We start from the raw sequence: 22,044 nt of genomic DNA, 5'->3' as shown, positions 1-22,044 counted from the left end.
CTGAGGACTTCTCCCGAATCTCAGGTGATAAGTAATAGCCGAAATTTTAACAATAAATCGCGTTATGCCGTTACTCAGGGGCTGATAACCACTTTCCGCCCGGAAAGTACAGTTAGCGAGTCCTTGATCCTTGTCGTATCGGCGCCCGCAACAGGTAAACGCATGATGAGCCGGAAGGTGATGGAGTCTTTGGTTACCAACTCAACCGGCCAATTGAGAGTTTTTAATTGGGTGTACCTTTTTATCGCTCTCGGTTTAGCGGCAATTTCCAGCAAATAGGTGTAATGATCGGGTGGGGCCGTTTGAACGACTGGCTTGGCCGGCGTCTCAGGCTTCGCGCTCGCAGTATCCGGTACCGGCTCAGATTTCACAGTCTCAGCGGGGACTTCTTCGCCTTCCCTGGATGAATTGGATTGTACATAATACCAGGTGGTAGCTGCAATAGCGATCAAAGCCAGCGTCAGAATAATGATGGTCGGTTTGACGCGCTGGTTCTTATTGTTTTTCTCTTTCGCGAACTGGTTGGGCAAATGCTGGGGCTGCAAGTAAGTGGTCGCCTCCTTTTTCTTGTCATCCGGAAACCTTTTTTCCCTCGAAAAGGTAATACTGCCGTCGGGTTGTGCACTTAGCAGACCAAATCCCTGCAGATTAAATTGCTTGCCGGTATGGAGGTAATATAAGAGGTCATCGAGCTGCGACTGAATATCCGAAAGAGCAAGGACCTTCATTTTCCCCGTCTCCTTCGAAATGAATTCCACCAGTGAGTCATCGAATGATGTAATCTTCCTTTGTTCAAACCTGAGATTGGTCAGGATATCATCTTTCTTGGTAAAATCCACGTTAGGATCGTCGTTCTGGTCGCTGAGAAAGGTTCCCAGGCCAGGCAAATCCAACTGCTTGTGGATGGCAAGATATTTCAATAAGACCGGAGCTAGTTTCACGCTTTAATGAAATTGATGTACAATATTAAAGAAATTCTGGCTGAAATACAAGTCAAAATCAATTTGTTACTGTAACAGGCTCACCGGATTGGCATTTGGGTGCCAATTATTTAGTGCGAACCTTGTTGCCTAAGCCCGCTGTTTTCCGGCATCCCCTCGACTTATTCTTTAAAACTTTCGCTTTTTGCCGGTAGCAGCGATTGCTCTGCAACGCGCCACAGCCCTGCATTTTCTGATCGTATTTCCAGAGAATGACGGTTTTTTGCATTGCAGAACCAGGAACGGGCCACATTAGGCTGCTTCAAATTCCTTCGGCAAACGACCCTCCTTCAGGGCCTGAACCCTGGTTAACCTGATTTTAATTAATTTTATTTTCGTCGGCCGGAACGTGAAGGTGTTGGAAGAATCGCGCGGTGACCACAAAAGAACTGACAAAAATTTTACAATTGCAGCGAACGAACTTAACGATACGCAGGAACGGATTTGTTTTGGCAGGGATCATCGTATTAAAATTCCTGTTGCAATACCTGGCTATCAACCCGGTCTATGAATTGCAGCGCGATGAGTACCTGCATCTGGATCAGGCCAATCATTTAGCCTGGGGTTATTTGTCTATTCCTCCGTTTACATCCTGGATCGCCTGGATGATCAGGGAGTTGGGGAATGGCGTGTTTTGGGTAAAGTTCTTCCCAGCTTTGTTTGGCGTGCTGACTATCGTCGTCGTTTGGAAGACGATCGAAACTTTGGGAGGAAATTTGTTTGCGCTGGTGCTGGGCTCGCTGGCAGTCCTGTTTTCTGCGCTGTTGCGTCTGAACAGTCTGTTCCAGCCTAATTCGGTGGATGTGCTGGCCTGGACAACTTTCTATTATATCGTCATCAAATTTATTCAATCTACCGATAAAAAGTGGCTCTACCTGGGAGCGCTGGTTTTTGCTGCGGGTTTTCTGAATAAATACAATTTTGTATTCCTGTTAATGGGCCTGGTTCCGGCGATTCTGCTGACCAGTCACCGGAAACTGTTTGCCAGAAAATCGTTTTACTTCGCGCTGCTACTTGGGGTCGTGTTGATCCTGCCCAACCTCTGGTGGCAGTACACGCGTTCTTTTCCAGTGATCCATCATCTTAAAAAACTGGCGTCGACGCAACTTGTGCACGTCAGCGCGGGTGAGTTTTTGCAATGGCAGCTTTTATTTTTCATTAACTCCCTCTTTGTGATCATCGCGGCCCTAATTGGGTTATTGATTTATCCGCCGCTCAGAAAATATCGATTGTTCTGGTGGTCGCTGATTTTCACGCTGTCGATTTTCATGTTGTTCCACGCGAAAGGTTATTACGCGATCGGTATTTACCCCGTGTATATGGCCTTTGGATCGGTTTACCTGGAAAAGCTTTTAGCAACGAGTTGGAAGCGCTATTTACGTCCCGTTGCGTTGTTGATACCTATAATGTTATTCCTACCTATGGCCAGGTTCATCCTGCCGGTAAAAAGTCCGGACTATATCATTGCGCATGCAGATGCATACAGAAAGCTGGGACTCCTGCGCTGGGAAGGTGGTAAGGATCATTCGCTGCCGCAGGACTATGCCGATATGCTGGGCTGGAAGGAGTTGGCCCGGAAGGTGGATGCGGCTTACGATAAGCTGCCGGATCGGGATGCTACGCTGATTTTGTGTGACAATTACGGGGAGGCTGGTGCTATCAATTATTATAGCCGTAATAAAGGTATCCAGGCGGTGACATTTGAGGCTAACTATCTGAATTGGATTCAGCCCCACGAAAAGGTCCGGCATCTGATCCGGGTAAAAGTAGGATCAGAGCAGTCCGATGAAATGCGCGTGACGGGCCCATTGTTTGACACATCTTTCGTTGCTGATTCTATAGCTAACCCATTCTCGCGGGAATACCAGACGACTATCTTTGTCTTTTCCGGACCTAAGATCGATGTGAGCCGACGGCTGAAAGAAGAAGTGGCGAAAGTCAGGCGGAGTTTGGAGGAAGCGCGTTAGAGGGCTTTCGCTTCGCGATCGAAGATGCTGGGCAACTATAGAAATCAATAAACAGTTTTATGCTAATCCCGGGATTTGATACCATATTGACATTTTAATACTATATTCGCTAATCAAAGTCATTTTGATTTTATGCCATCTACCCAAAAACAGACCGCTAAATCATCATTCATTCCGCCGAAATGGAAAAAAGAGGAGTGTGTTTACACTGGGGATCATCTGATTGACGCCTACTTAATGGGTAAACAGGACGGGAGGGATGAAGCTAAGAAAATCCTCGCAAAGCAATTTAAAGAAAATATAAATATAGCTACGGCTGTATCTGAAAAGCTTTTTGCAACGGCGGCACAAAAGAAGATGGATTTAAAAAAGATCTATCTCAAGGCAGATGGTATCACAAAATTCTCCGCATTACTTGTTGCCAAAAAAAATGACTTTATTTCTGACAAATTCAGGGAAATGTTTGTTGCTGCCCGGAAGTTTAAGGACGAAGTAGAAAGTGATAGTTTCTATATTTCATTTTCGTTCATGCCTGATTCAAAATCCCTGAGCGAAAAGAGTATCCACGCTGATGGCTATTTTCTGGAGTATGATAAAGACTGACGATCGCTTAAAACATGGGTTACATAACGAAGCTGCCTGTAATTATCTTGAGTTGAAAAAGGAATTTACGGATTGGATTGTCACGACCGCGTTTTATGCTTCGTTGCAATTTGTCTCACATAGAATCTTCCCCTTTGAAATGCCTTCTATTGAAGGAAAGAAAACGAAGATCGAAAGTCTGGACGACTTTGCCCGCTATCAAAATAACAGAAGGCAAACCAAACACGAATTGCTGGCAGATTTGGTTGGAAAGCAATGTAGTGAAATATCGGGGGATTATGACTGGTTATTAAGTATGTCCATGAATGCCCGCTATTTGGCTTATCAGCAAGATAAGCAAATTGCTGATAAGGCCAGGACCTTAATGAAGAGAATCAAACAATTTTGCACCAAGTCGCCTAGCAGATAGTTAACAAAATCCCGCCGGCCATGTCGACTGGCAAATTTTCATTATTTTTAAGCATCGGTCTGATGAAGCCGTGAGTGTTCCGAAAAAATGACGATGAATATCAAGATGCGGGATAGTTTTAAACACAGTAACGGTCAACATAAACGATGGAACTGAAAACATTTTTTGAGGAGCTTTTTGAATATAATTTTCATTATAATCGCGAACTGCTGAAATTACTCGATAGCAATAGGACAATGGTCCCCGAGAGATCCATTCAGCTCATTAATCACCTGATCGATGCGCACCAGGTCTGGAACGAGAGGCTTCTGGGGGAGAAAATTTCCTGCGGCGTATGGGAGATCCGGGAATTTGCAGATCTTCCTGCATTTAATCAGTATAACTATGAAAAGACGATGAGAGTCCTGGGCGGCATGGAACTGGACAAAAATCTGGCCTATAAAACATCCGCCGGGATCGATTTCGTGAGTTCTGTACAGGATATTTTATTTCAAGTGATCAATCATTCAACCCATCACCGGGCACAGATTTCCGCTGATTTGAGAAATAACGGGATTGAACCTATCAACATGGACTATATTTTCTTTAAAAGAGACTAAGCGCTGCCGACACAGTATCCGGTTGCATCTCGAATAATAATATATACTTATATGATTAACATACAGCAAACAGACGCGATATTTTTCGATATGGACGGAACACTTTGGGATGGCGTGAAATCCTACGCGGAGGGATTTAACGATTTTTTTAAGTCAAAGAACATAGAAAAGCGTATAACAGAAGACGATCTTTATGGGCTCATGGGCATGGAGGAAGACAAATATGTAGACCTGACATTATCGGAGTTTCCGTCAGAGGAAAGAAAAGAGATGTATCGGAGTATTGTCGGCTTTCAATATGAGCAAATCAGGATCAATGGAGGAGTGCTTTACCCATTTGTGAAAGTGGGTTTAAAGATACTGAGCCAAAAGTATAAGTTGTTTATCGTGAGCAATTGCGCAGAGTTTATGATTAAGTATTTCATGGAGTGGGCAGGCATTGAAGACTACATCACTGACAGTATGGCCCATGGAGCGAATCTTAAATCGAAAAGTGAGAATATAAAAAGTCTGATCAGCCGATATTCTTTGGAGGGGGCTGTTTATGTTGGTGACACGGATTCCGACAGTGCACAGTGTGAGCTTGCTTCCATTCCATTTGTGTTTGTCAGCTACGGTTTTGGCGATACGGACCGCTATGAAATGAAATTTGACTCATTCGCCGAACTGACCGGCTATTTTGATAAGAAGTAATTGCTGTTCGCCACCATGAAGTACATCGCGTATACACCGGGTGAATGCATTTTCATTTTGTTCAGATCTTGTTAGTACCGGACCTGAGTATAATTGTCCGCCCCTTATTTTTGAATACGCCGGTGAGGTTTGGGGGAAGTTCAATTTCACCGCTCAACTGGTGTTGCGCACCATTTTTGAGCGATACTTTAATATTACCAAGCGAGTGGGGAACGACGCCTTTTACCCATTTGAGATCTCCTAAATGCGGCTCTATGATTACTTTTCTGAAGCCTGGCTCAGCCGGTTTTATTCCACATACCAGAGAGAGGAAGTAATAAATTGGTGAGGAACTCCAGGCATGGCAGTCTGATCTGGTAGGATCAGGAACTTCGGCAAAAGTTGTAAGACCATGGTCGAGCATTTCCTTCCAGGGTTGAAGAAGCGAGAGATAGTTTTCAGCCAGACCAGCTTTTTCTATGGCTTCTGTCAGATAAAACATGAAGTAGAATGTGCATTTTGCGATATCATCACCATCAAGCATCTTTGAAGCAGTCTTTTTCTGCAGATTAAATGGAATCGCGTCTGTCAGTATTGCCAGCGAGTTTGTATGCTGACTGAAATTCTTTTTTTCAGGCGTATCAGCCAGCAGCCCTCTTGATGCATCCCAGCAGGATTTGAACACTTTGTTTTTTATGTTGTTCGCGAGGGAACTGTAATAGGCGGCCTTGACAGGCATTCCAAATGCTTTCAAAAGGGTAGCGGTTTTCTGCAGTGTATAGACAAATTGCAGATTCAAAACTGCAGATCTTCCGTGGGATTCAGGAGGTGTTCCGAAATTCCAGTTTTTAAAATTTACCCAATCGACAAAATTCCACCATTCCATATTTCCCAGAAGACCTGAAGAATCAATCCTGGCTTCATACCAATTCAGGATATCTATCATTGCGGGGATCATGGATTGAATAAACTGACTGTCCTTGTTCAACATCCAATAGTCGTAGACCATCGTATTCCAAACCAGTGAAAATGGCGGAATAACCTGTGGCTGGTAACTTGGATAGCGGCTTTGCGTCAAACCATCGGGCAGCCTTGAGTCATGGATGGAGGCTATTGCGTTTTTTGTAAGCCTGGTATCGCCACTCACGTAAGTTGATACCAGCGCCTGAATGCGGGTATCGCCTACGTATTGTAATTGTTCGTAATACGGGCAATCGAAAAAAGTTTCCATCGCACACAGTCGCTGGGTTCGCCAGCCAACATTCCAGATTTGCCTGAGCAACGGATTGTCGCAATCAAACGATGCCTTCTCTAAGAATGGGTATCCTGTGAAGACACTATAAAAATCTTTAAGGATCAGGGGCGATTCTTTCGTTTCAATTTCGAGCTCTATGTACCTGAAGGTCCGGAACCAAAGAGGCGTGAAGATGCGGTTTTCTTCACCGTCCGGCCTGACAATATCGTAGTAACCAGATATCTTTTTGTTGTCTACAAGATTCCTGTTGCCTTTTTCATTGTTACTGTCAACCAGACTTTCGGCATAGGTGATTTTTATTTGGCTTCCCTTTCCGTTGGAAAAAACCAGTACAGGGTATGCATTCGTCAGGTAGTCCTGGTCTACCAGGATCCTGGTTTTGGTTGATGCAGGGATGACCAGGCTGGCTTTGTTCTCCAGGAATGTTGATGGTGAAGCACTCAAACCGGACCTTCTTATTTTCGAGAATCTTTGAATATGTTGTTCCATGGGTGGAATATCCCTGGGTGAAAGGATATATCTTGCCGGATCTCCCCAGGGGGCCATACTCTTCATAGGTCTTCCATTTTCCAGTTCTCTGGATTTGGTCCAGCCCGCGCGGTCATAATTGAACGCCATCCAATTCCAGGGGTGTTTTGCCGCATCGAAGATCAGCCCTGGTCCAATAATATGAAATCCTTCCGTGACCGGGCTGTATGCGACGTCTTTAAAAGTGCGCCAACTGCTGTCTGTATTAATTATTTTCTCAACTTCTGTATCTCCCTGCATGATAAATCCTGTCAAGCTGGAAATTTGCGCAGCCGGTCTGAATTCTGCAAAATTCCATACCTCTGCTGCTATTACATTTGTCCCCGATTTTAGATATGAAGAAATATCCGTCGTTTCAAAATACCATTTGTAATTATCTCCCCTGGCTGGTCCGTCACCGACTTGTTGTCCGTTTACATACAGTTTATACCGGTTGTCGGCGGAAACATGAATGACGAACTTGTTCGGTCTGATGTCCAATTTGAAATCTTTGCGAAAAAGATAAACACCAAATTCCTCACCAGTAATTCCGGGATAGGTGATCCATTTGGATTGCCAGGTTCTATTGAGAATATCAGGATTGATCCTGGCAGTTTCCTGGGAATAAGCCGAAGAGAAATGAAGTAATAATAGTATAACGGCAAATGACGGGAGAAATATATTGGCCCGGGTAAAGCGACTTCCCCTTGTCCATTTTGCTGACTGGTGACGGTTGAGTAAGTTGAGAAGATTCATGTTGATCTGATGTTAGTGAAATTTTTTATTTTATCTTCAGTTGAAGCGTCCGGAATCCGAAACCGGGTGACTGCAGAAGTATTTTGTTGTTCAATAATTCAACTTTTGCTGCAGATTCTCCGTTCAGGTTAATCCACTGGGCAGATCGGAACGGAATTCCTGTTTTGATGTAAGCTGCATGACCCTTGCCCCCTGCATTGTAAAACCTTGCTATGAGAGCGCCCCCATCAATGCGTAGTGAAGTTAACTCGTAGCCGGTTCCTGAAAGATCAAAGAGGAGGTTAGATTTTTGATTTACTAATGAGCCGCTCGATATAATTAAGGGCTCGGAGATCCGGGTTGATTCATGATGAATAGCCGCTTCTTTCCAATTCCCCACATGAGGCATCAGCGCATAGTCGATAGTACTGGAATCTTGTAATTCATAGTTTCCATTCCATAATCCTTTTCCGCTGTATGCCAGGGTTAACGATAAGGGAAAGCCCTTGCCGTAGGAGTAGCTGGTTGTGTGATCAGTGAACAAAGCAATGCCCTGATTTTTATTGGGATCGTATAAGTCTACCCACCTATATATTATATTATTCTTAATGCTATCCCAGCTTTTGAAAAATGTGTTTTGCAGCCTGCTTTCTGTTACGTCAAAAGGAGCATCTTTGAAAAGTTTCGGGTGGTTCAGGTTCGATGGGAAAGAAATGATCAATTTGGAAGTGTCTACATAGAAGGCCTTGTACCTGTCCTTTTCCTGATAACCTTCATTTTGTGCGTGACCGTCCCCGATCCCCTCATTTCTTAACCAATTTATCGTTGTGCTGAGGTCGATTCTTTTCTCACCATTAGTTAATGTGATATACTGGGTAAATCGATGAATCCCCAGTTTACCTTCAATTTTCACTTTTTTTCGGAGGGGGCCGTCCTCAACCAGTGTTATAGCGTTTTCTCCGTCACATGATGAAAGGAATTTGTTCTGCTGGTAAAAAAAGCCCTTGACCTCATTGAATCTACGACCATCGTTTACTAATACGAATTCTCGTTTGTCTTTCTTTGTTTTCAGGCTTTCGATGATTCCTGTTCTGGAATTGATTTGAAGTTTGTACAGATCCGTTTCAAGCAGATATCGCCCATTTTTTAATGCATTAGGTTGAAGTGCAGTATTTTTAATAGGTCCGGTACCTTCCTGTAAAGAAAACGTCCTTCCGGAAGTTGGTGGGATTTCTGCTATAAATAGTAATTCCAGAGAGTCCCGGCCCGCGTTATAGTTTATTTGAGAAGGTACTTGCTTGTTTTCTGCGTTCATTACCTTTATTCCCTTCCTGTAGTTTTTTGCAGGCAACCAGACACTTGCCGGTTCCTTTCTGTAAATACCTGAAAGGTTAATTACTGAAATGGTTTGTTTGTCAGATTTGTCTAGTAATTGATCTTTGGCCGCTGACAAAATTTCCGCTGTAAGTCGATCACAGTTCGCTATCCATCCGCTTACGCGGCTATGCCAGCTAAGAGGAACAATCCAACAATCGTGGTGCTGAGCAAGCAGGAGGTTGCGCCAGGCTTCCCGGATTGTAGTGTCAGGCCATCTAAAACTCCCTGCGAGTTGAGCCATTGTACATAGTTTTTCAGCTTCCAGCAGCTTGTTTTCAGTCGCTCTGACCATTTGCGCAATTTGCTGCAATTTCTGGGATCCCCATACCAGGCTGACCTGAATATCTTCCTGTGAGAGTTTCCAGTCTGTTGTCGGTTTTTCTGCAACATTTTCAAAATAATTCTGCCAGGTCGTATATTGTGTTGATCCCTGTTTTTTTGATAACCATGGCCCATTTCTCCAACCAGCATCCTGGAGACACATGCCTATCGGGTTTTTCACGCCAATTTTTCTCGCATCTGAAAAATAGCTTTCTGAATTGGTCCACGCATCCGTTTGCCAGGTTGAGGCGCTGTCAAGTCTTTCCGATGCATACCTGGGCACCGTTAGGATCTTAGTTCCGTCAGGCCCCACCCAATTCAAGGTTTCACCGCCAAACGCCCTTGTGTATCCTCCCCAGCAGGTATTTGGATTCTTGAGAGAAGCATATTTAAAACCAAATGATCTGAGAATGCCTGGTAATGCACTGGTAAAACAAGGCTCTTCGGATGAGTAGGTCGCGAATTCTGCTCCTGGGAAGTGCTGCCTTATTTTCCACATTCCATATTCGAGCTGGCGGATGATACTTTCACCCGAAATATTGAAAAGGTAGCTTTGCCCGTAAGCAGGACTCACAAACTCAATAATACTATTTTTTGGGCGCTGATTTTGGAATTTATCTTTGAATTTGAGGTAGGCGTCAGGTTCCCTTACCATAGCGCTATCCCATGTTTCAGGTTCAATCTCGAGGTTGATCTTCCAGTCAGGATATTGTTCCAGTGTATTTAAAATAAACGAAGTGAATTTCCTGGGATAGTGACCATAGACTCCTCCGTGATACCCGTCGATGAAGTAGGTTGACTGGCCAACGGAACTCAATCTCACTAATAATAAAATGACGATAAATAGCCTGCTTATTGCAATCTTTCCCATTCCGTTCATGTACCTTCCTTTTTTATTTCGTTCCCGATCGATCGTTTCCCCGTACCTATCATTTTGCCGAGGGGATTATAGCAAGGAGCTTTCAGAGCTCCCCAAAATTCACTGTTGAAAGACCGTCTGAACCCATATATTATATTTATTATGTAATTGTCTGACAATATCCGGGTATTTCGTAGCTAAATTTATAGCTTCACTGCTGTCCCTTTTTAATCATGACTTTTGGTTGTTTGAGCGAAATAACAAAACTACTGTAACTAAACGCATAAATTCTGCTATTCACCGAAACTAAGCGCACACCCAAAGCATGTATAAATCTTGTCTGTATGGAATGTCACCCAAACATCAATTTACCTCCATTTCCGCGGCTGGAACACTGAGTACTTCCTAAACTCCGGATCTTTCTTCGAAAGGTCTGAAATGATTTTGGCAATATGAAAAGTATGAGTAAAATTGTTGGTACCCTAAATCAGATTTTACAGAAATTCATTGATCCAGGGGAAATCTGAATTAAAATAGTAATCGGGATAGCTGTAAAAGCCCCTGAACGTGACTTCCAATCGTACAATAAAAATTTTGATACATGAAAAGGATCTTTGCGGTTATTTTTTTTGGAGTGCTCAGTTATGGGAGTATTTCACAACCGGTTGCACCTTTTAAAAAAGGAGATCGAGTAGCTTTTGTGGGTAACAGTATAACGGATGGAGGACATTATCATTCTTACATTTGGCTGTACTATATGACCAGGATGCCTGATCAGAAGTTGACGATTTACAATGCCGGTATTGGGGGCGATGTAGCCGAAAATATATACCGTAGGCTGGGCAATGATGTTTTCAACCGGAACCCCAGCGTCGTAGTCTTGACCTTTGGAATGAATGATACTGGCTATTTTGAGTTTTTGAAAAAAGATGGTGACTCAATTTCAAAACAAAGGATTGCTGAGTCTAAGCTCGCATTTGGAAAAATTGAGGAGAAGCTAAAACGGCACCCGGGTATCCGGAAAATTATGATGTCATCCTCCCCATATGATGAAACTTCAAAGTTCAATAACAAGAATATATTTCCTGGAAAAAGCAAGGCAATGTTGGTGGTGGCTGATTTCCAGGAAGCCACTGCCAGAAAAAATCACTGGGGGTTTGTGGATTTAAGTCGGCCCATGACAAAGATCAACCTGGATGGCCAGCAAACGGATAGCACATTCACTGTCTGCGGGACAGATCGCATTCATCCTGGCAACGCCGGTCATCTGATTATGGCGTCATTGTTTTTGGAAGCACAGGGGTTTTCCGGGAGACCAGTATCTATCGTGGAAGTAAATGCAGTTAATTTGAAGGTTGGAAAGACCGAAAATTGTGTTATAAGCAAGGTCGTGAAGAATCCAAACGGCATCGCTTTCACCTATTTCGCAAATGCGCTGCCTTATCCTGTTGATACAATCCCGAGAGGGTGGATGGAAAAAAGTAAGCAATCTGATGCGCTGAAAGTATATCCGTTCACTGAGAACTTTAATCGGGAGATGCTGACTGTTACTGATCTCAAGCCAGGGAATTATAAGCTTTCGATCGACGGTAACGAGATTGGGATCTGGAGTGCAAAGGATCTTGCGGCTGGTATAAACCTCGCAGAGCAAACAAAAACTCCTCAATACCAGCAAGCCGTTGCCATCAGGGAACTGAATGAAGAAAGGTGGGAAATCGAAAGAAGATTCCGTCAGAAAGCATATGTTGAGTTTAATCTGTTGGCAAAAAAAGGATTGTATAACGCAGATAACAGGCAGGCATTGGACACCGTGATGAAATATGCGCAGACTGACTGGGCGATCGGAGGAAATAAGGACGTCTATCTTAAAGCGCGTTTTTCTGCCGTCAGGGATGCCTGGGAAAAGGAAATGCAGGTCCTGATTGATAAGATCTATTCGATCAACCGCCCTGTAGCACGAAGAATTGAATTGAAGGCATTAAAATGAAAACCTACGATAGATGCGACTGAAGCATTTTCCGATCCTGTTCCTGACGATTCTGAATATTGAAGTCGCCCGGTCGCAACTTCACAGTTATGTAAATCCGTTTATAGGCGCTACCACCAGCACTGATGCCGCAGGAATTTACCACGGTCTGGGAAAAACTTTTCCCGGAGCAACTACGCCCTACGGGCTTGTGCAGGTCAGTCCCAACACTATTACCGGTGGCGATAACGGTTCTGGCTACAGTTATGAGCACAAGACCATCGAAGGGTTTGCATTCACGCAAATGAGCGGCGTCGGATGGTATGGAGATCTTGGAAATATTTTAGTGATGCCCACAAATGGTGATCTGCAAACCTGGTCGGGTAGGGAGAACATCGCAGGAAAGGGGTACAGGTCGCATTATGATAAGGGATCAGAAAAGGCCGGCGCCGGGTACTATGCTGTGATGCTGACAGATTACAATATCAAGACGGAGGTAACGGCTGCTCCCCACAGCGGTATGTTGAGGTTCGTCTTTCCCGAAAATAAAAGATCCAGGATACAGGTAGATCTGGCACGAAGAGTAGGCGGCACTTCAGTTTTACAGCACGTTAAAGTAATAAATGATAACACAATTTGCGGATGGGCAAAGTGTACAGCCGAAGGTGGGGGTTGGGGTAATGGCGACGGGAAAGCGAATTACACCGTTTATTTTTATATGACGTTCAGCAAGCCTTTCGGGAGATATGGTGTATGGAGCGCAACTATCCCTGATGGATGGTTGAGGAAAAGAGAGGATATTGAAAAGCCTGAATATATCAACGCCATCAAAAATGCTAAGATCATAGAATCAGTTAAGGAGTTTGAAGGAAAACATATTGGGTTTTACCTGGAATTTCCTACTTCTGCAAACGAACAGGTGCTAGTGAAATCGGGAATATCTTTCGTTAGCGTTGAAAATGCAAAAGAAAACCTGGAAACCGAAATTAAAGACTGGAATTTTGAGGCGGTGAAAAATAAAGCAGAAAAATTGTGGGATCGGGCACTCTCAAAGATATCCATTCAGGGAGGAACCCCGGATCAAAAAGTTATATTCTATACGGCGTTATACCACACGATGTTGGATCCGCGAATATTTCAGGATGTAAACGGAGAATATATAGGTGGTGACCAAAAAGTGCATAAGGCTCCCAACTTCACTAAACGCACCATTTTCAGTGGTTGGGATGTTTTTAGAAGTCAGATCCCATTGCAGACCATTATAAATCCGTCACTCGTTAATGACCTGGTAAATTCGCTCGTTACGCTTGCCGATGAATCCGGAAAACATTACCTCGAACGATGGGAACTTCTGAATGCCTATTCAGGCTGTATGATCGGAAATCCGGGCGTTTCAGTTTTGGCAGAGGCCTATGCGAAAGGAATTCGGAATTTTGATGTGGAAAAAGCGTACCAGTATGCCAGGAATTCTGTAGAGAAATTTGGCAACGGCAGCAAAGGATTTAGCCCCGGCGGTTTATGTATTTCAAATACGCTGGAGTATGCGTACGCAGATTGGTGTATATATCGCTTAGCGCATTACCTGGGAAAAGAAGAGGATTCAAAAATTTATTTGAAGAGATCTTTCGCCTATAAAAACATATTTGATTCCCAGAAGGGATGGTTCAGGCCAAAAAATGAAGAAGGCAAATGGGCAGACTGGCCATCAGAAGGCCGGCTGAAGCAATGGTACGGAACCATTGAGTGCAATCCATATCAGCAGGGATGGTTTGTACCTCACGATGTGGGCGGTATGGTGAATTTAATGGGTGGGAGGGCTAAAGCAGTCAGAGATTTGGAAAATCTCTTTCGAAAAACGCCTCGTGATTTCCGGTGGAATGACTATTATAATCACGCCAACGAGCCGGTACATCATGTTCCTTTCCTGTTTAACAGGTTAGGAGCCCCATGGCTTACGCAGAAATGGACCAGGACGATTGTTGACAATGCTTATCACAATTCAGTTGAAGGGATTGTGGGCAATGAAGACGTGGGTCAGATGAGCGCGTGGTACGTTTTGGCAGCATCCGGATTGCATCCAGTGTGTCCGGCAGACACCCGGTATGAAATTACAAGCCCATCGTTTAAGTCGGTCGTTCTTAATTTAGATAAGGTATACAGCCAGGGTAGTTCATTTACAATCAAGGCGATCAATAACAGCAGGAAGAATATTTACATACAGAAAGCTACTCTGAATGGTAAACCGTATAACCGGTGCTTTATTGATTATTCGGAAATTAAAAAAGGAGGAGAGCTGGTATTATATATGGGTGTTAAGCCCAACAAGGAGTGGGGTAAAAATCTATGAGGCAGGGCTTTTGGCGCCTGTGTATTTGAAAATGATTACGAGCGTCCCTGTCATTATCAACATTATACTTATTAACTGAGCCTGGGTGATGTTGAGCCATTCAATGACTGGATTGATCCGTATCGTCTCAATTAGAAATCGTTCGACACCTGCCAGAATAAGAAACAGTGCACCTATGACCCCGGGTTTGGTGATTTTGTTCCTTACCGACCATAATACCAGGAATAGAACAAAACAAATAATTGCTTCATACAGCGGAGTGGGAAAGACCGGTGCCGTTAACTGATAACAGTAATTACCCCAGTCACAATGCTTCATGATTTCACCTTCGCGCATCACATTGTGCGGGTAAGTGTACGACCATAGCCATCCCGGAAGCCAGGAAAAAGGTTTGGCAGCCGTGTTGGTGATGCCCCAGTCGCCATCGCCCGACAAATGGCAACCCAGCCGGCCGATGGAATAGGCGATCATCAATGCCGGCGCATAGGAGTCTGCCAGATAGATTGGTTTTATATTATTCCGGGAATAATAAAACCAGATCACTACTGAGGAAAGAATGACCGATCCATAGAAATTAACACCAGATAGTGATAAAATAATATTCCACGGGTCAATGACAAATGATTGCCAGTGTTCGAAGATGTAGAATAACTTACCTCCGGCGTATCCGAAAAGAACTGCCAGGGAGATAATATTGGCCATGTCATCCCCCGGTTTTTTTCGGGCTGGCTTATGAGAGTTTACGAGTGTTTCCTTTTTTAAAGAATAATATCCCAAAGCTTCCTTTTGCCGAATGTCTTTTCGCAGAAAGTAAATACCTGCCAGGAAAGCAAGTACTACAAAGAAACCGAATGTTCCGATATATCGCAGAAAAAAGAGATCAATGCCAAAAAGGTCTTTGAAAATATAGTATAAGTTTGGGTACACCTCAGACCTAGGTTTTGTTATTAATGACTGTGAAAATAATGTAAATGCCGATTATTTTGTGGTCTTTCTTCACGCAATCAGTGCTAAAAGTCAGATTAAATCAGGTTTTAGCATTGTCGGGAAAGCGGAAATCCAATTCTTCTTGGTGGGCTAATTGCAACCGGGGTATCGTAACATTTTAAATTCAACACCAGTAATCGATGCGGGACCTCAGTTCCCGCAAAGTATTACCCCGGCGGCTATACAGGTGCAGGGTCCGAAAATCCGCGATACGGGTCTTGTATTGTTGGAACCCCGGGAGTTTTCTTTTGAGTCATTTAGAGGTGGTGGGTTTTGACATTGAAAAAGGTCTGTCTTCGATTTTTGTACCCCTTGATTGGTTTGGCGTATTTCCCATTTTGAAACTCAGTACTCCACCGTTTTCAATTTCGTTGAATCTGATGAAGTTTCGGGTGATCGTTGTGCCGTTCAGTGAAGCAGACTGAATATAGCAGTTTTCCGGGCTGTTGCCTTCTGCTTCAATGACAAATTTCTTTCCGTTTTCCAAAGTGATTTCGGCCTTCGGAAAAAGAGGGCTCCCAATTACATATTCATCGGTGCCAGGGCAAACAGCATGAAACCCCAGGGCACTTAATATGTACCAGGACGACATCCCTCCCTGGTCTTCGTCGCCCGGGTAACCATCTTCATTCCAATAGTATAGTTTATCCAATACCTGTCTTACATGGTATTGTGCATTCCAGGGCTGACCTGCATAATTGTACAGGTAAATCATGTGTTGGATCGGTTGGTTTCCTTGTGCATACTGCCCCATGTTTGCTAAAACCATTTCTTTCATTTCATGTATCTCCTGACCGTAAGATCCGTATACAACTTTTGAACTGGTGGTAAATACAGAATCCAGTTTTGCTAAGAACCTTTCATCGCTTCCCAGAAGATTAATATACCCTTGGATATCATGAAAGACCGACCATGTGTAGTGCCAGGCATTGCCTTCTGTATATGGTCCGCCCCACTCGTAGGAATCAAAGGGTTCCACCCAGGAGCCGTCTTTCTTTCTTCCACGCATAAATCCTGTAACCGAATCATATACATTCTTGTAATTGTACATCTGTCTGGCAAAAATATTCTCATAGAATTTGTTTCCGGTCACCCTGGCCAGTTGATAACCACAAAAATCATCATAAGCGTATTCAAGCGTCTGCGCGGTAGAACCCTGCGATTCAGGAAAACTAACATATCCTAGCTGCCAGTATTCCTTCCACCCCGCACGCCCATTGGCTCCGCCCCAGGGGCCTTTATTCATAGCTTCATGTGCATAAGCTATTAAAGCTTTTTCAGGGTTGAATGTGCGGATTCCTTTGATCCATGCATCGGTGAGCAGCGAGATCGCGTGGTTGCCGAGCATACCACCAGTTTCAGAGGGGAATGACCAGGCAGGTAACCATCCGCATTGTTGTTGGGCATCCAGTAAAGCCTGCATATATTGTCCCTGTTGGGTCCGGTGAAGAATGTTGTTTAGAGGAAACTGCGTCCGGAATGTGTCCCAAAACCCATTACCCGTGTACATATAGCCATTGTGCACTTGTTCATCATAGGGGCTGTAGTAATAAGGTAGCCCATCTTTATTGTATTCAAAAAATTTTCTGGAGAACAAATTGGCTCTGAAAAGACAGGAATAAAATGTTTTCTTCTGATCCAGCGTTCCTCCGCTTACCAGCACCCTTCCAAACAATTTATTCCAAACTTTTGCAGCCTGATCTTTTGTTTGCTCAAACGTTTTGTTTTTGCCAACTTCTCTTTCAAAATTTATTTCCGCCTGTTCGGGGCTGATATAAGATGATGCTGTTTTTACGGAGACCCTGACACCTTTCCCAAATTTTACATAAGCGCCTACTCCCGGTCCATCAGTTGTCAGATTTCCCTTATTTATGGTGTTACTTTTGTTTTCCCATGTCCCGTAGTCTTCGAATGGCTGGTCAAATTGAATGATGAAATAACTTTTCAATGATTTGGGGACAAAAGCCCCGTTATGAACATAACCAATTATTTTTCTTTCCGATGGAATAATTTTCACCATACTCATTTTGGTGTACCCGTCCAGAATGACGTAGTTATCGCGTTTTTGAGAAAACGTGAACCTGAGATGCCCCCCTCTTTCAGTGGGTGATACTTCTGCAATATTTCCATTATTAAATTTCACGCGGTAATAGTTCGGCGTTCCTGTTTCGTTTTTATGCTCGAACCTGGCAGCTCGCTTATTCTCGTCTACGATGAGGTCCCCGCTTACCGGCATAAGAGAGAACACGGCATAATCTCCAACCCAGGGGCTGCATTGATGAACCTGTTGAAATCCCCGGATCGTATTGTCACTGAATTTATATTTCCAGCCGTCTCCATTTTTACCGGTTTGGGGGCTCCAGCCATGCATGCCAAATGGAAGCGCGGTCATGGGGTAGGTATTTCCACGACTTAAACCAAAATCGGAATGAGTTCCTTGTAAAGTGTTAGCATATTGCACCAGGTCGGGCTCCCCAGCCGAAGCAGAATGGGTTACCATGAATATCAGGATCAGAAACAGTAAATTACTGTGCGGTTTAATCATGTAACGGAAATTATAAAGTTTTGAATTCGGCATAAGCATTTAGAATCGATCTAGACAGGTTAGAATCGGGAAGCATCGGCGATTGCGACTGCCACCCTGGAATCTGCGCAACCATAATAGAGAAACCATTTGGATTTGAAAAGGACCAAACCTTCCGTGAATACGGTCCCTGCGGGATATTGCCCGCTTTTCTCAAAGGCAGCCTCTGGTTTAAAAAATGGAAAGTCGAGCCTTTGCAGTACTTTTTCGGGGTTGATTTTGTCGAATAATGCCTGTCCGGCACAATATGAATTTGCGGTATAGTTTTTATCACCCTTGGCCCCGGAAGCGTTTTTGCCGTTATAGATAAGAACGATCCCATTTTTTGTCAGTACCGCGGGAGGTCCGCATTCGGTCAAATCACTGTCAAAGTACCCCCTGCGTGGTGAAAATAAAATTTTCAGTTCGCCTTCAGCGTTCTGCAATGGGGTCCATTCTATGAGATCATCTGAAGTGGCAGCATAGACGTGCCTCTCGCCCCAGTACATCCAATATTTACCTCCAATTTTTGTTATCTCAAGTTTGCCGCCCGAAACTTTGGTCAGGATGGAGGCTGATTTTGTTGGCATATCATAATACTTTCCATTGTAAGCTTTTTTGAAAACAGGCCCATATTTTTTCCAATGAATAAGGTCTTTGGAAAGTGCGACCGCAAGCCTGGGGACTTTTCGGTTCCATTGTGTGTAGAGCATGACATACATACCTTCCCTGGTAACTGCAACCCTGGGGTCCTCACATCCTCCGGGCCATTCGTGTATTTTCTGATCGTCGTTTGCAGGAAAAAGAACAGGACTTCTGTGCCTGATAACATTAATTCCATCAAAGCTTTCGGCAAGTCCTATCCGGGATGTTCTGGAGCCAATACCCATGGCGCTGTTGTCCTCTGCGCGATAAAGAATGCAGATCCGCCCGTTTTTGACAGTAGCAGCAGGATTGAATACATCACTCTCTTCCCAGGCAACGTCGTTTCCTTGCATGGGGTCAGAAAACTTCCCCGGGACCGGCGACAGGACAGGGTTACCCTTTTCCGGGCGAACGAACGGCCCGATACACCAGGCTGGTAGTTCTTGCTGGCAGAGGGCAGGAATTGACAGAATTATTAGAGAGATTGCTACTAATGTTCTTATCATGATTTTCTTTTTATGTATAAGCTGCTTAATGTTCATATCATGCCGTGCTGAGAAAACTGAAAAGCGGGGCCAGTTACTCGTGTTCGCAGGTCCGTTTTTACAAACTATCGACGAATCTCGTCCTACTTAGTTGCGGAAGTGCAGTTGACCAGCATGGCTTAAAATTGAAAAGCTCTTCAAATTTCCGGTTTTAAATCCGCCGTTAATACGTCCCGCCAGAAGCCAGTTTCAGCTATTTCCGGGAGATGATTTTTCTCAGATAACCTAAATAAAATTACCTACTGAATTATGTAAACTAATGGATGTTAGTCTGATGTTAATAATCCAGCAAAGATAAGCCCCCGTTTTCCTCTGAAAATTTAGATAATCTCAATGGATCAAATTTTTTTTTTAACAAAAACTTTAAATACATGGAGGTTTTGCTCCGGCAAGGTTACTTTAATAGCGGATAAATTTCTAAAAGATTTATTAAAATGAAGAAAAAAATCGACGAAATGTTGGTCATAAAGCTAAGGATTCCTGTTTTTATTGCCTTCCTGGTCACCGTCCTTTTCGCTTGTTCCAAGAGCAAATTTCTGGAGGAGACGACAACCACCAACCTCAATGAGCAGACGGTTTTCAACGACAGCGCCTACGCCATGAATTTCTTGAGTAATATTTACGCGAATGTTGGCTTTAGTTTCAGCCCCACCAGGTTTAATAATGGGGGACTGGATGCTGCATCGTCAGAAGCTGATGTTCCACGGGTTGGAGTCGCTTCTACATCTGCCGGATTTGCCACCGGATCCATAACACCAGCCACGGTATCGGGTGATGCCTGGAGCACTTGTTATTCCCAGATACGTGCCGTGAACCAGTACCTGAAGCATTCTGTTTCTTTGCCTTTTGCACCTTACCTGATCAGGCGGACCGTTGCTGAAGCCCGGTTTTTACGGGCATGGTTTTACTTTACACTGTTGAAGCATTACGGAGGTATTCCTCTGATTGGAGATACAATTTACAGTGATAAGGATATCATACCAGCAAGCAGAAACAGTTTTGAAGATTGCGTGAAATATATCGTATCCGAGTGTGATGCATCGGCCTCCATATTACCGCCTCGGCAGCAGGGGCTCGAGTACGGCAGGGCTGGGGCAGGTGCCTGCCTGGCTTTGAAAGCAAGAGTGCTGCTTTATGCGGCCAGTCCGCTTTTTAACGGTAACAACGCTTTCAATTCAAGTCTCGCTGATCCTCTTCGTTCGATAGTCGGATATAAGAATGCAGATTTGAACCGATGGAAACTTGCATCAGACGCTGCAAAAGCGGTGATTGGTCTGGGCGTTTACTCAATACATACTGCAACCAGCCAGAACGCAGGAGTTACAGATCATCCGTTGCAGGATATGTTTATTCACCGGGTGAATAATGAGTACATTTTTGCCCGAATGATGACCGGCACCAGGGATCTTGAAACCAGCTGGATGCCTCCAAGCCGGGGCGGGAATGGCTATGGCGCTTATCCCTATCAGGAGCTTGTGGATGCATTTCCAATGAAAAACGGGAAACTTATCAGTGATAATTCTTCCGGATATAATGCCAGCCGGCCCTATGACGGCAGAGACCCCAGGCTGGATTGTACAATTATGCATGATTCTTCGTTGATCGTTTTGTATACCGATTACATTCAGCCCATTATGGGAGTGCCTTTATCACTGTACGTGAATGCAGGGGCTGACGCCGTATTTAAACGAACGACAACAGGGTATTATGTGAATAAGATGCTTAAACCTGATATTGCCGGCAATTGTATTCACGGTTCGGAGCGCTGCTGGCCACTGATCCGATTTGCCGAAATACTGCTGGATTTCGCTGAGGCAGAAAACGAGTATTCCGGTCCGACACAGGATGTTTACAGCGCATTGATTGAGATAAGAAAGAGAGCCGGGATAATCGCAGGTGCAGATAATTTGTATGGACTGAATGCAGGAATGACTAAAGATCAGATGCGCGTAATTATTCGCAACGAACGCAAAGTCGAACTGGCGTTTGAAGAACACTGGTTTTGGGACATCAGAAGATGGATGGTGGCAGGAAATACGGAAAACGTGATGATGCATGGCATGAAGGTAATCAGGGATAATGGCGTGCCCCCATCGTTTCAGCAATTTGAAGTGAGGAAACGAAACTTCAGGAATGCGATGTATTTATTTCCTATTCCAGAATCCGAAGTTGCGAAGTCGAAGCAACTGCTTCAAAACCCCTATTGGAGCACGGTAAATAATTAGAATATCGATCTAAATAGTCTGTTATGAGAAATTTCAAATTAGCAAAGCTCGTTGTGCTGCTTTTGATGGTCCTGCTTATGAACTTTTCCTGTAATAAAGAAAGTTCTAAAATCTACCCCGAAGCCGTAAAAGATATTGCCGGTACCTGGAAAATAGCTTCCGTAACACGAAATGGTGTGGATATCACCAACAACTATGATTTCAGTGCGTTCACCATCAAGTTCAATGGTGACGGCAGCTATGAATTATCGAACCTGATTCCATTTGTCGTGCTGAAGAACGGTAGCTGGCAGTTGGACGACCCAACTCACCCGTTGCATATTTCTTTTACACAGCGTGGGGCATCAGGCGTGTTTACTAACGAATTTAATTACCCGGTAGTAAATGGGGTGAGAAGGATAATATTGACGGGATCGCCTGGTTGTTCAAAAAATACATACCAATATGCCCTGGTGGCCGTCCAATGATCATTTAATTTCTAC

General features: G+C 44.0%; 15 protein-coding genes. 9 read left to right on the top strand and 6 right to left on the bottom strand.

The features are described 5' to 3' along the window. Window positions 1–74: 74 nt before the first annotated feature. Window positions 75–941, bottom strand: coding sequence for a hypothetical protein (locus AC3WS5_RS11355; protein ID WP_492467497.1), 867 nt, complete (start codon window positions 939–941; stop codon window positions 75–77). A 446-nt stretch (window positions 942–1,387) separates the two neighbouring features. Between AC3WS5_RS11355 and AC3WS5_RS11350 the strand changes: the two genes are divergently transcribed. From AC3WS5_RS11350 to AC3WS5_RS11330, 5 genes are all read left to right on the top strand, one after another. Then, window positions 1,388–2,947 carry a glycosyltransferase family 39 protein gene (locus tag AC3WS5_RS11350; protein ID WP_492467496.1) on the top strand — a complete coding sequence of 520 codons (1,560 nt, stop codon included), beginning with the start codon at window positions 1,388–1,390 and terminating at the stop codon, window positions 2,945–2,947. 132 nt (window positions 2,948–3,079) lie between these two features. Further along, window positions 3,080–3,550: a hypothetical protein gene (locus tag AC3WS5_RS11345; RefSeq protein WP_492467495.1), complete on the top strand. Its 471-nt coding sequence runs from the start codon at window positions 3,080–3,082 to the stop codon at window positions 3,548–3,550. After that, complete coding sequence (locus AC3WS5_RS11340) at window positions 3,537–3,959, top strand: hypothetical protein (protein WP_492467494.1); 423 nt, start codon at window positions 3,537–3,539, stop codon at window positions 3,957–3,959. The genes AC3WS5_RS11345 and AC3WS5_RS11340 overlap by 14 nt, the downstream gene beginning before the upstream one ends. Window positions 3,960–4,105: 146 nt before the next feature. Further along, window positions 4,106–4,558, top strand: a complete 453-nt coding sequence (locus AC3WS5_RS11335) for a DinB family protein (protein ID WP_492467493.1) — start codon at window positions 4,106–4,108, stop codon at window positions 4,556–4,558. 51 nt (window positions 4,559–4,609) lie between these two features. Further along, a complete protein-coding gene (locus AC3WS5_RS11330; RefSeq protein WP_492467492.1) occupies window positions 4,610–5,251 on the top strand; it encodes an HAD family hydrolase in 642 nt (213 codons plus the stop codon). Window positions 5,252–5,312: 61 nt separating this feature from the next. Here the strand turns inward: AC3WS5_RS11330 and AC3WS5_RS11325 are convergent, their stop codons facing one another. Both AC3WS5_RS11325 and AC3WS5_RS11320 read right to left on the bottom strand, forming a co-directional pair. Beyond that, a complete protein-coding gene (locus AC3WS5_RS11325; protein WP_492467491.1) occupies window positions 5,313–7,748 on the bottom strand; it encodes an alpha-L-rhamnosidase-related protein in 2,436 nt (811 codons plus the stop codon). Between the two features lie 25 nt (window positions 7,749–7,773). Further along, a complete protein-coding gene (locus AC3WS5_RS11320; RefSeq protein ID WP_492467490.1) occupies window positions 7,774–10,305 on the bottom strand; it encodes a glycoside hydrolase family 38 C-terminal domain-containing protein in 2,532 nt (843 codons plus the stop codon). A gap of 580 nt (window positions 10,306–10,885) precedes the next feature. Between AC3WS5_RS11320 and AC3WS5_RS11315 the strand changes: the two genes are divergently transcribed. After that, on the top strand, window positions 10,886–12,271 hold the full coding sequence (locus tag AC3WS5_RS11315) for an SGNH/GDSL hydrolase family protein (RefSeq protein WP_492467489.1): 1,386 nt from the start codon (window positions 10,886–10,888) through the stop codon (window positions 12,269–12,271). Window positions 12,272–12,284: 13 nt separating this feature from the next. After that, the gene (locus AC3WS5_RS11310; RefSeq protein ID WP_492467488.1) at window positions 12,285–14,597 is read left to right on the top strand and encodes a GH92 family glycosyl hydrolase; all 2,313 of its coding nucleotides are present in this window, start codon (window positions 12,285–12,287) and stop codon (window positions 14,595–14,597) included. Here the strand turns inward: AC3WS5_RS11310 and AC3WS5_RS11305 are convergent. From AC3WS5_RS11305 to AC3WS5_RS11295, 3 genes are all read right to left on the bottom strand, one after another. Beyond that, complete coding sequence (locus AC3WS5_RS11305) at window positions 14,592–15,524, bottom strand: prolipoprotein diacylglyceryl transferase (RefSeq protein ID WP_492467487.1); 933 nt, start codon at window positions 15,522–15,524, stop codon at window positions 14,592–14,594. The genes AC3WS5_RS11310 and AC3WS5_RS11305 overlap by 6 nt on opposite strands. A 313-nt stretch (window positions 15,525–15,837) precedes the next feature. Continuing rightward, window positions 15,838–18,129 carry a GH92 family glycosyl hydrolase gene (locus AC3WS5_RS11300; protein ID WP_492467486.1) on the bottom strand — a complete coding sequence of 764 codons (2,292 nt, stop codon included), beginning with the start codon at window positions 18,127–18,129 and terminating at the stop codon, window positions 15,838–15,840. Between the two features lie 59 nt (window positions 18,130–18,188). After that, window positions 18,189–19,298, bottom strand: coding sequence for a beta-1,2-mannosidase (locus AC3WS5_RS11295; protein WP_492467485.1), 1,110 nt, complete (start codon window positions 19,296–19,298; stop codon window positions 18,189–18,191). Between the two features lie 473 nt (window positions 19,299–19,771). Here AC3WS5_RS11295 and AC3WS5_RS11290 point away from each other — a divergent pair, with 473 nt between their 5' ends. After that, window positions 19,772–21,562, top strand: a complete 1,791-nt coding sequence (locus tag AC3WS5_RS11290; RefSeq protein WP_492467484.1) for a RagB/SusD family nutrient uptake outer membrane protein — start codon at window positions 19,772–19,774, stop codon at window positions 21,560–21,562. Between the two features lie 23 nt (window positions 21,563–21,585). Continuing rightward, window positions 21,586–22,029 (top strand): DUF5004 domain-containing protein, encoded by a 444-nt coding sequence (locus tag AC3WS5_RS11285; RefSeq protein ID WP_492467483.1) that lies wholly within the window; start codon window positions 21,586–21,588, stop codon window positions 22,027–22,029. Window positions 22,030–22,044 lie beyond the last annotated feature (15 nt).

This window comes from Niabella sp. CPT15-335-S11, from assembly GCF_058792415.1.
Note: the sequence above shows the minus strand (reverse complement) of the source record. Positions and strands in the feature narration are given on the sequence as shown.

Coding starts and splice junctions, on each gene's coding strand:
- AC3WS5_RS11310 (WP_492467488.1), top strand. CDS start 12,285: ATGCGACTGAAGCATTTTCCGATCCTGTTCCTGACGATTCTGAATATT.
- AC3WS5_RS11325 (WP_492467491.1), bottom strand. CDS start 7,748: ATGAATCTTCTCAACTTACTCAACCGTCACCAGTCAGCAAAATGGACA.
- AC3WS5_RS11345 (WP_492467495.1), top strand. CDS start 3,080: ATGCCATCTACCCAAAAACAGACCGCTAAATCATCATTCATTCCGCCG.
- AC3WS5_RS11330 (WP_492467492.1), top strand. CDS start 4,610: ATGATTAACATACAGCAAACAGACGCGATATTTTTCGATATGGACGGA.
- AC3WS5_RS11315 (WP_492467489.1), top strand. CDS start 10,886: ATGAAAAGGATCTTTGCGGTTATTTTTTTTGGAGTGCTCAGTTATGGG.
- AC3WS5_RS11285 (WP_492467483.1), top strand. CDS start 21,586: ATGAGAAATTTCAAATTAGCAAAGCTCGTTGTGCTGCTTTTGATGGTC.
- AC3WS5_RS11295 (WP_492467485.1), bottom strand. CDS start 19,298: ATGATAAGAACATTAGTAGCAATCTCTCTAATAATTCTGTCAATTCCT.
- AC3WS5_RS11320 (WP_492467490.1), bottom strand. CDS start 10,305: ATGAACGGAATGGGAAAGATTGCAATAAGCAGGCTATTTATCGTCATT.
- AC3WS5_RS11335 (WP_492467493.1), top strand. CDS start 4,106: ATGGAACTGAAAACATTTTTTGAGGAGCTTTTTGAATATAATTTTCAT.
- AC3WS5_RS11300 (WP_492467486.1), bottom strand. CDS start 18,129: ATGATTAAACCGCACAGTAATTTACTGTTTCTGATCCTGATATTCATG.
- AC3WS5_RS11340 (WP_492467494.1), top strand. CDS start 3,537: ATGATAAAGACTGACGATCGCTTAAAACATGGGTTACATAACGAAGCT.
- AC3WS5_RS11290 (WP_492467484.1), top strand. CDS start 19,772: ATGAAGAAAAAAATCGACGAAATGTTGGTCATAAAGCTAAGGATTCCT.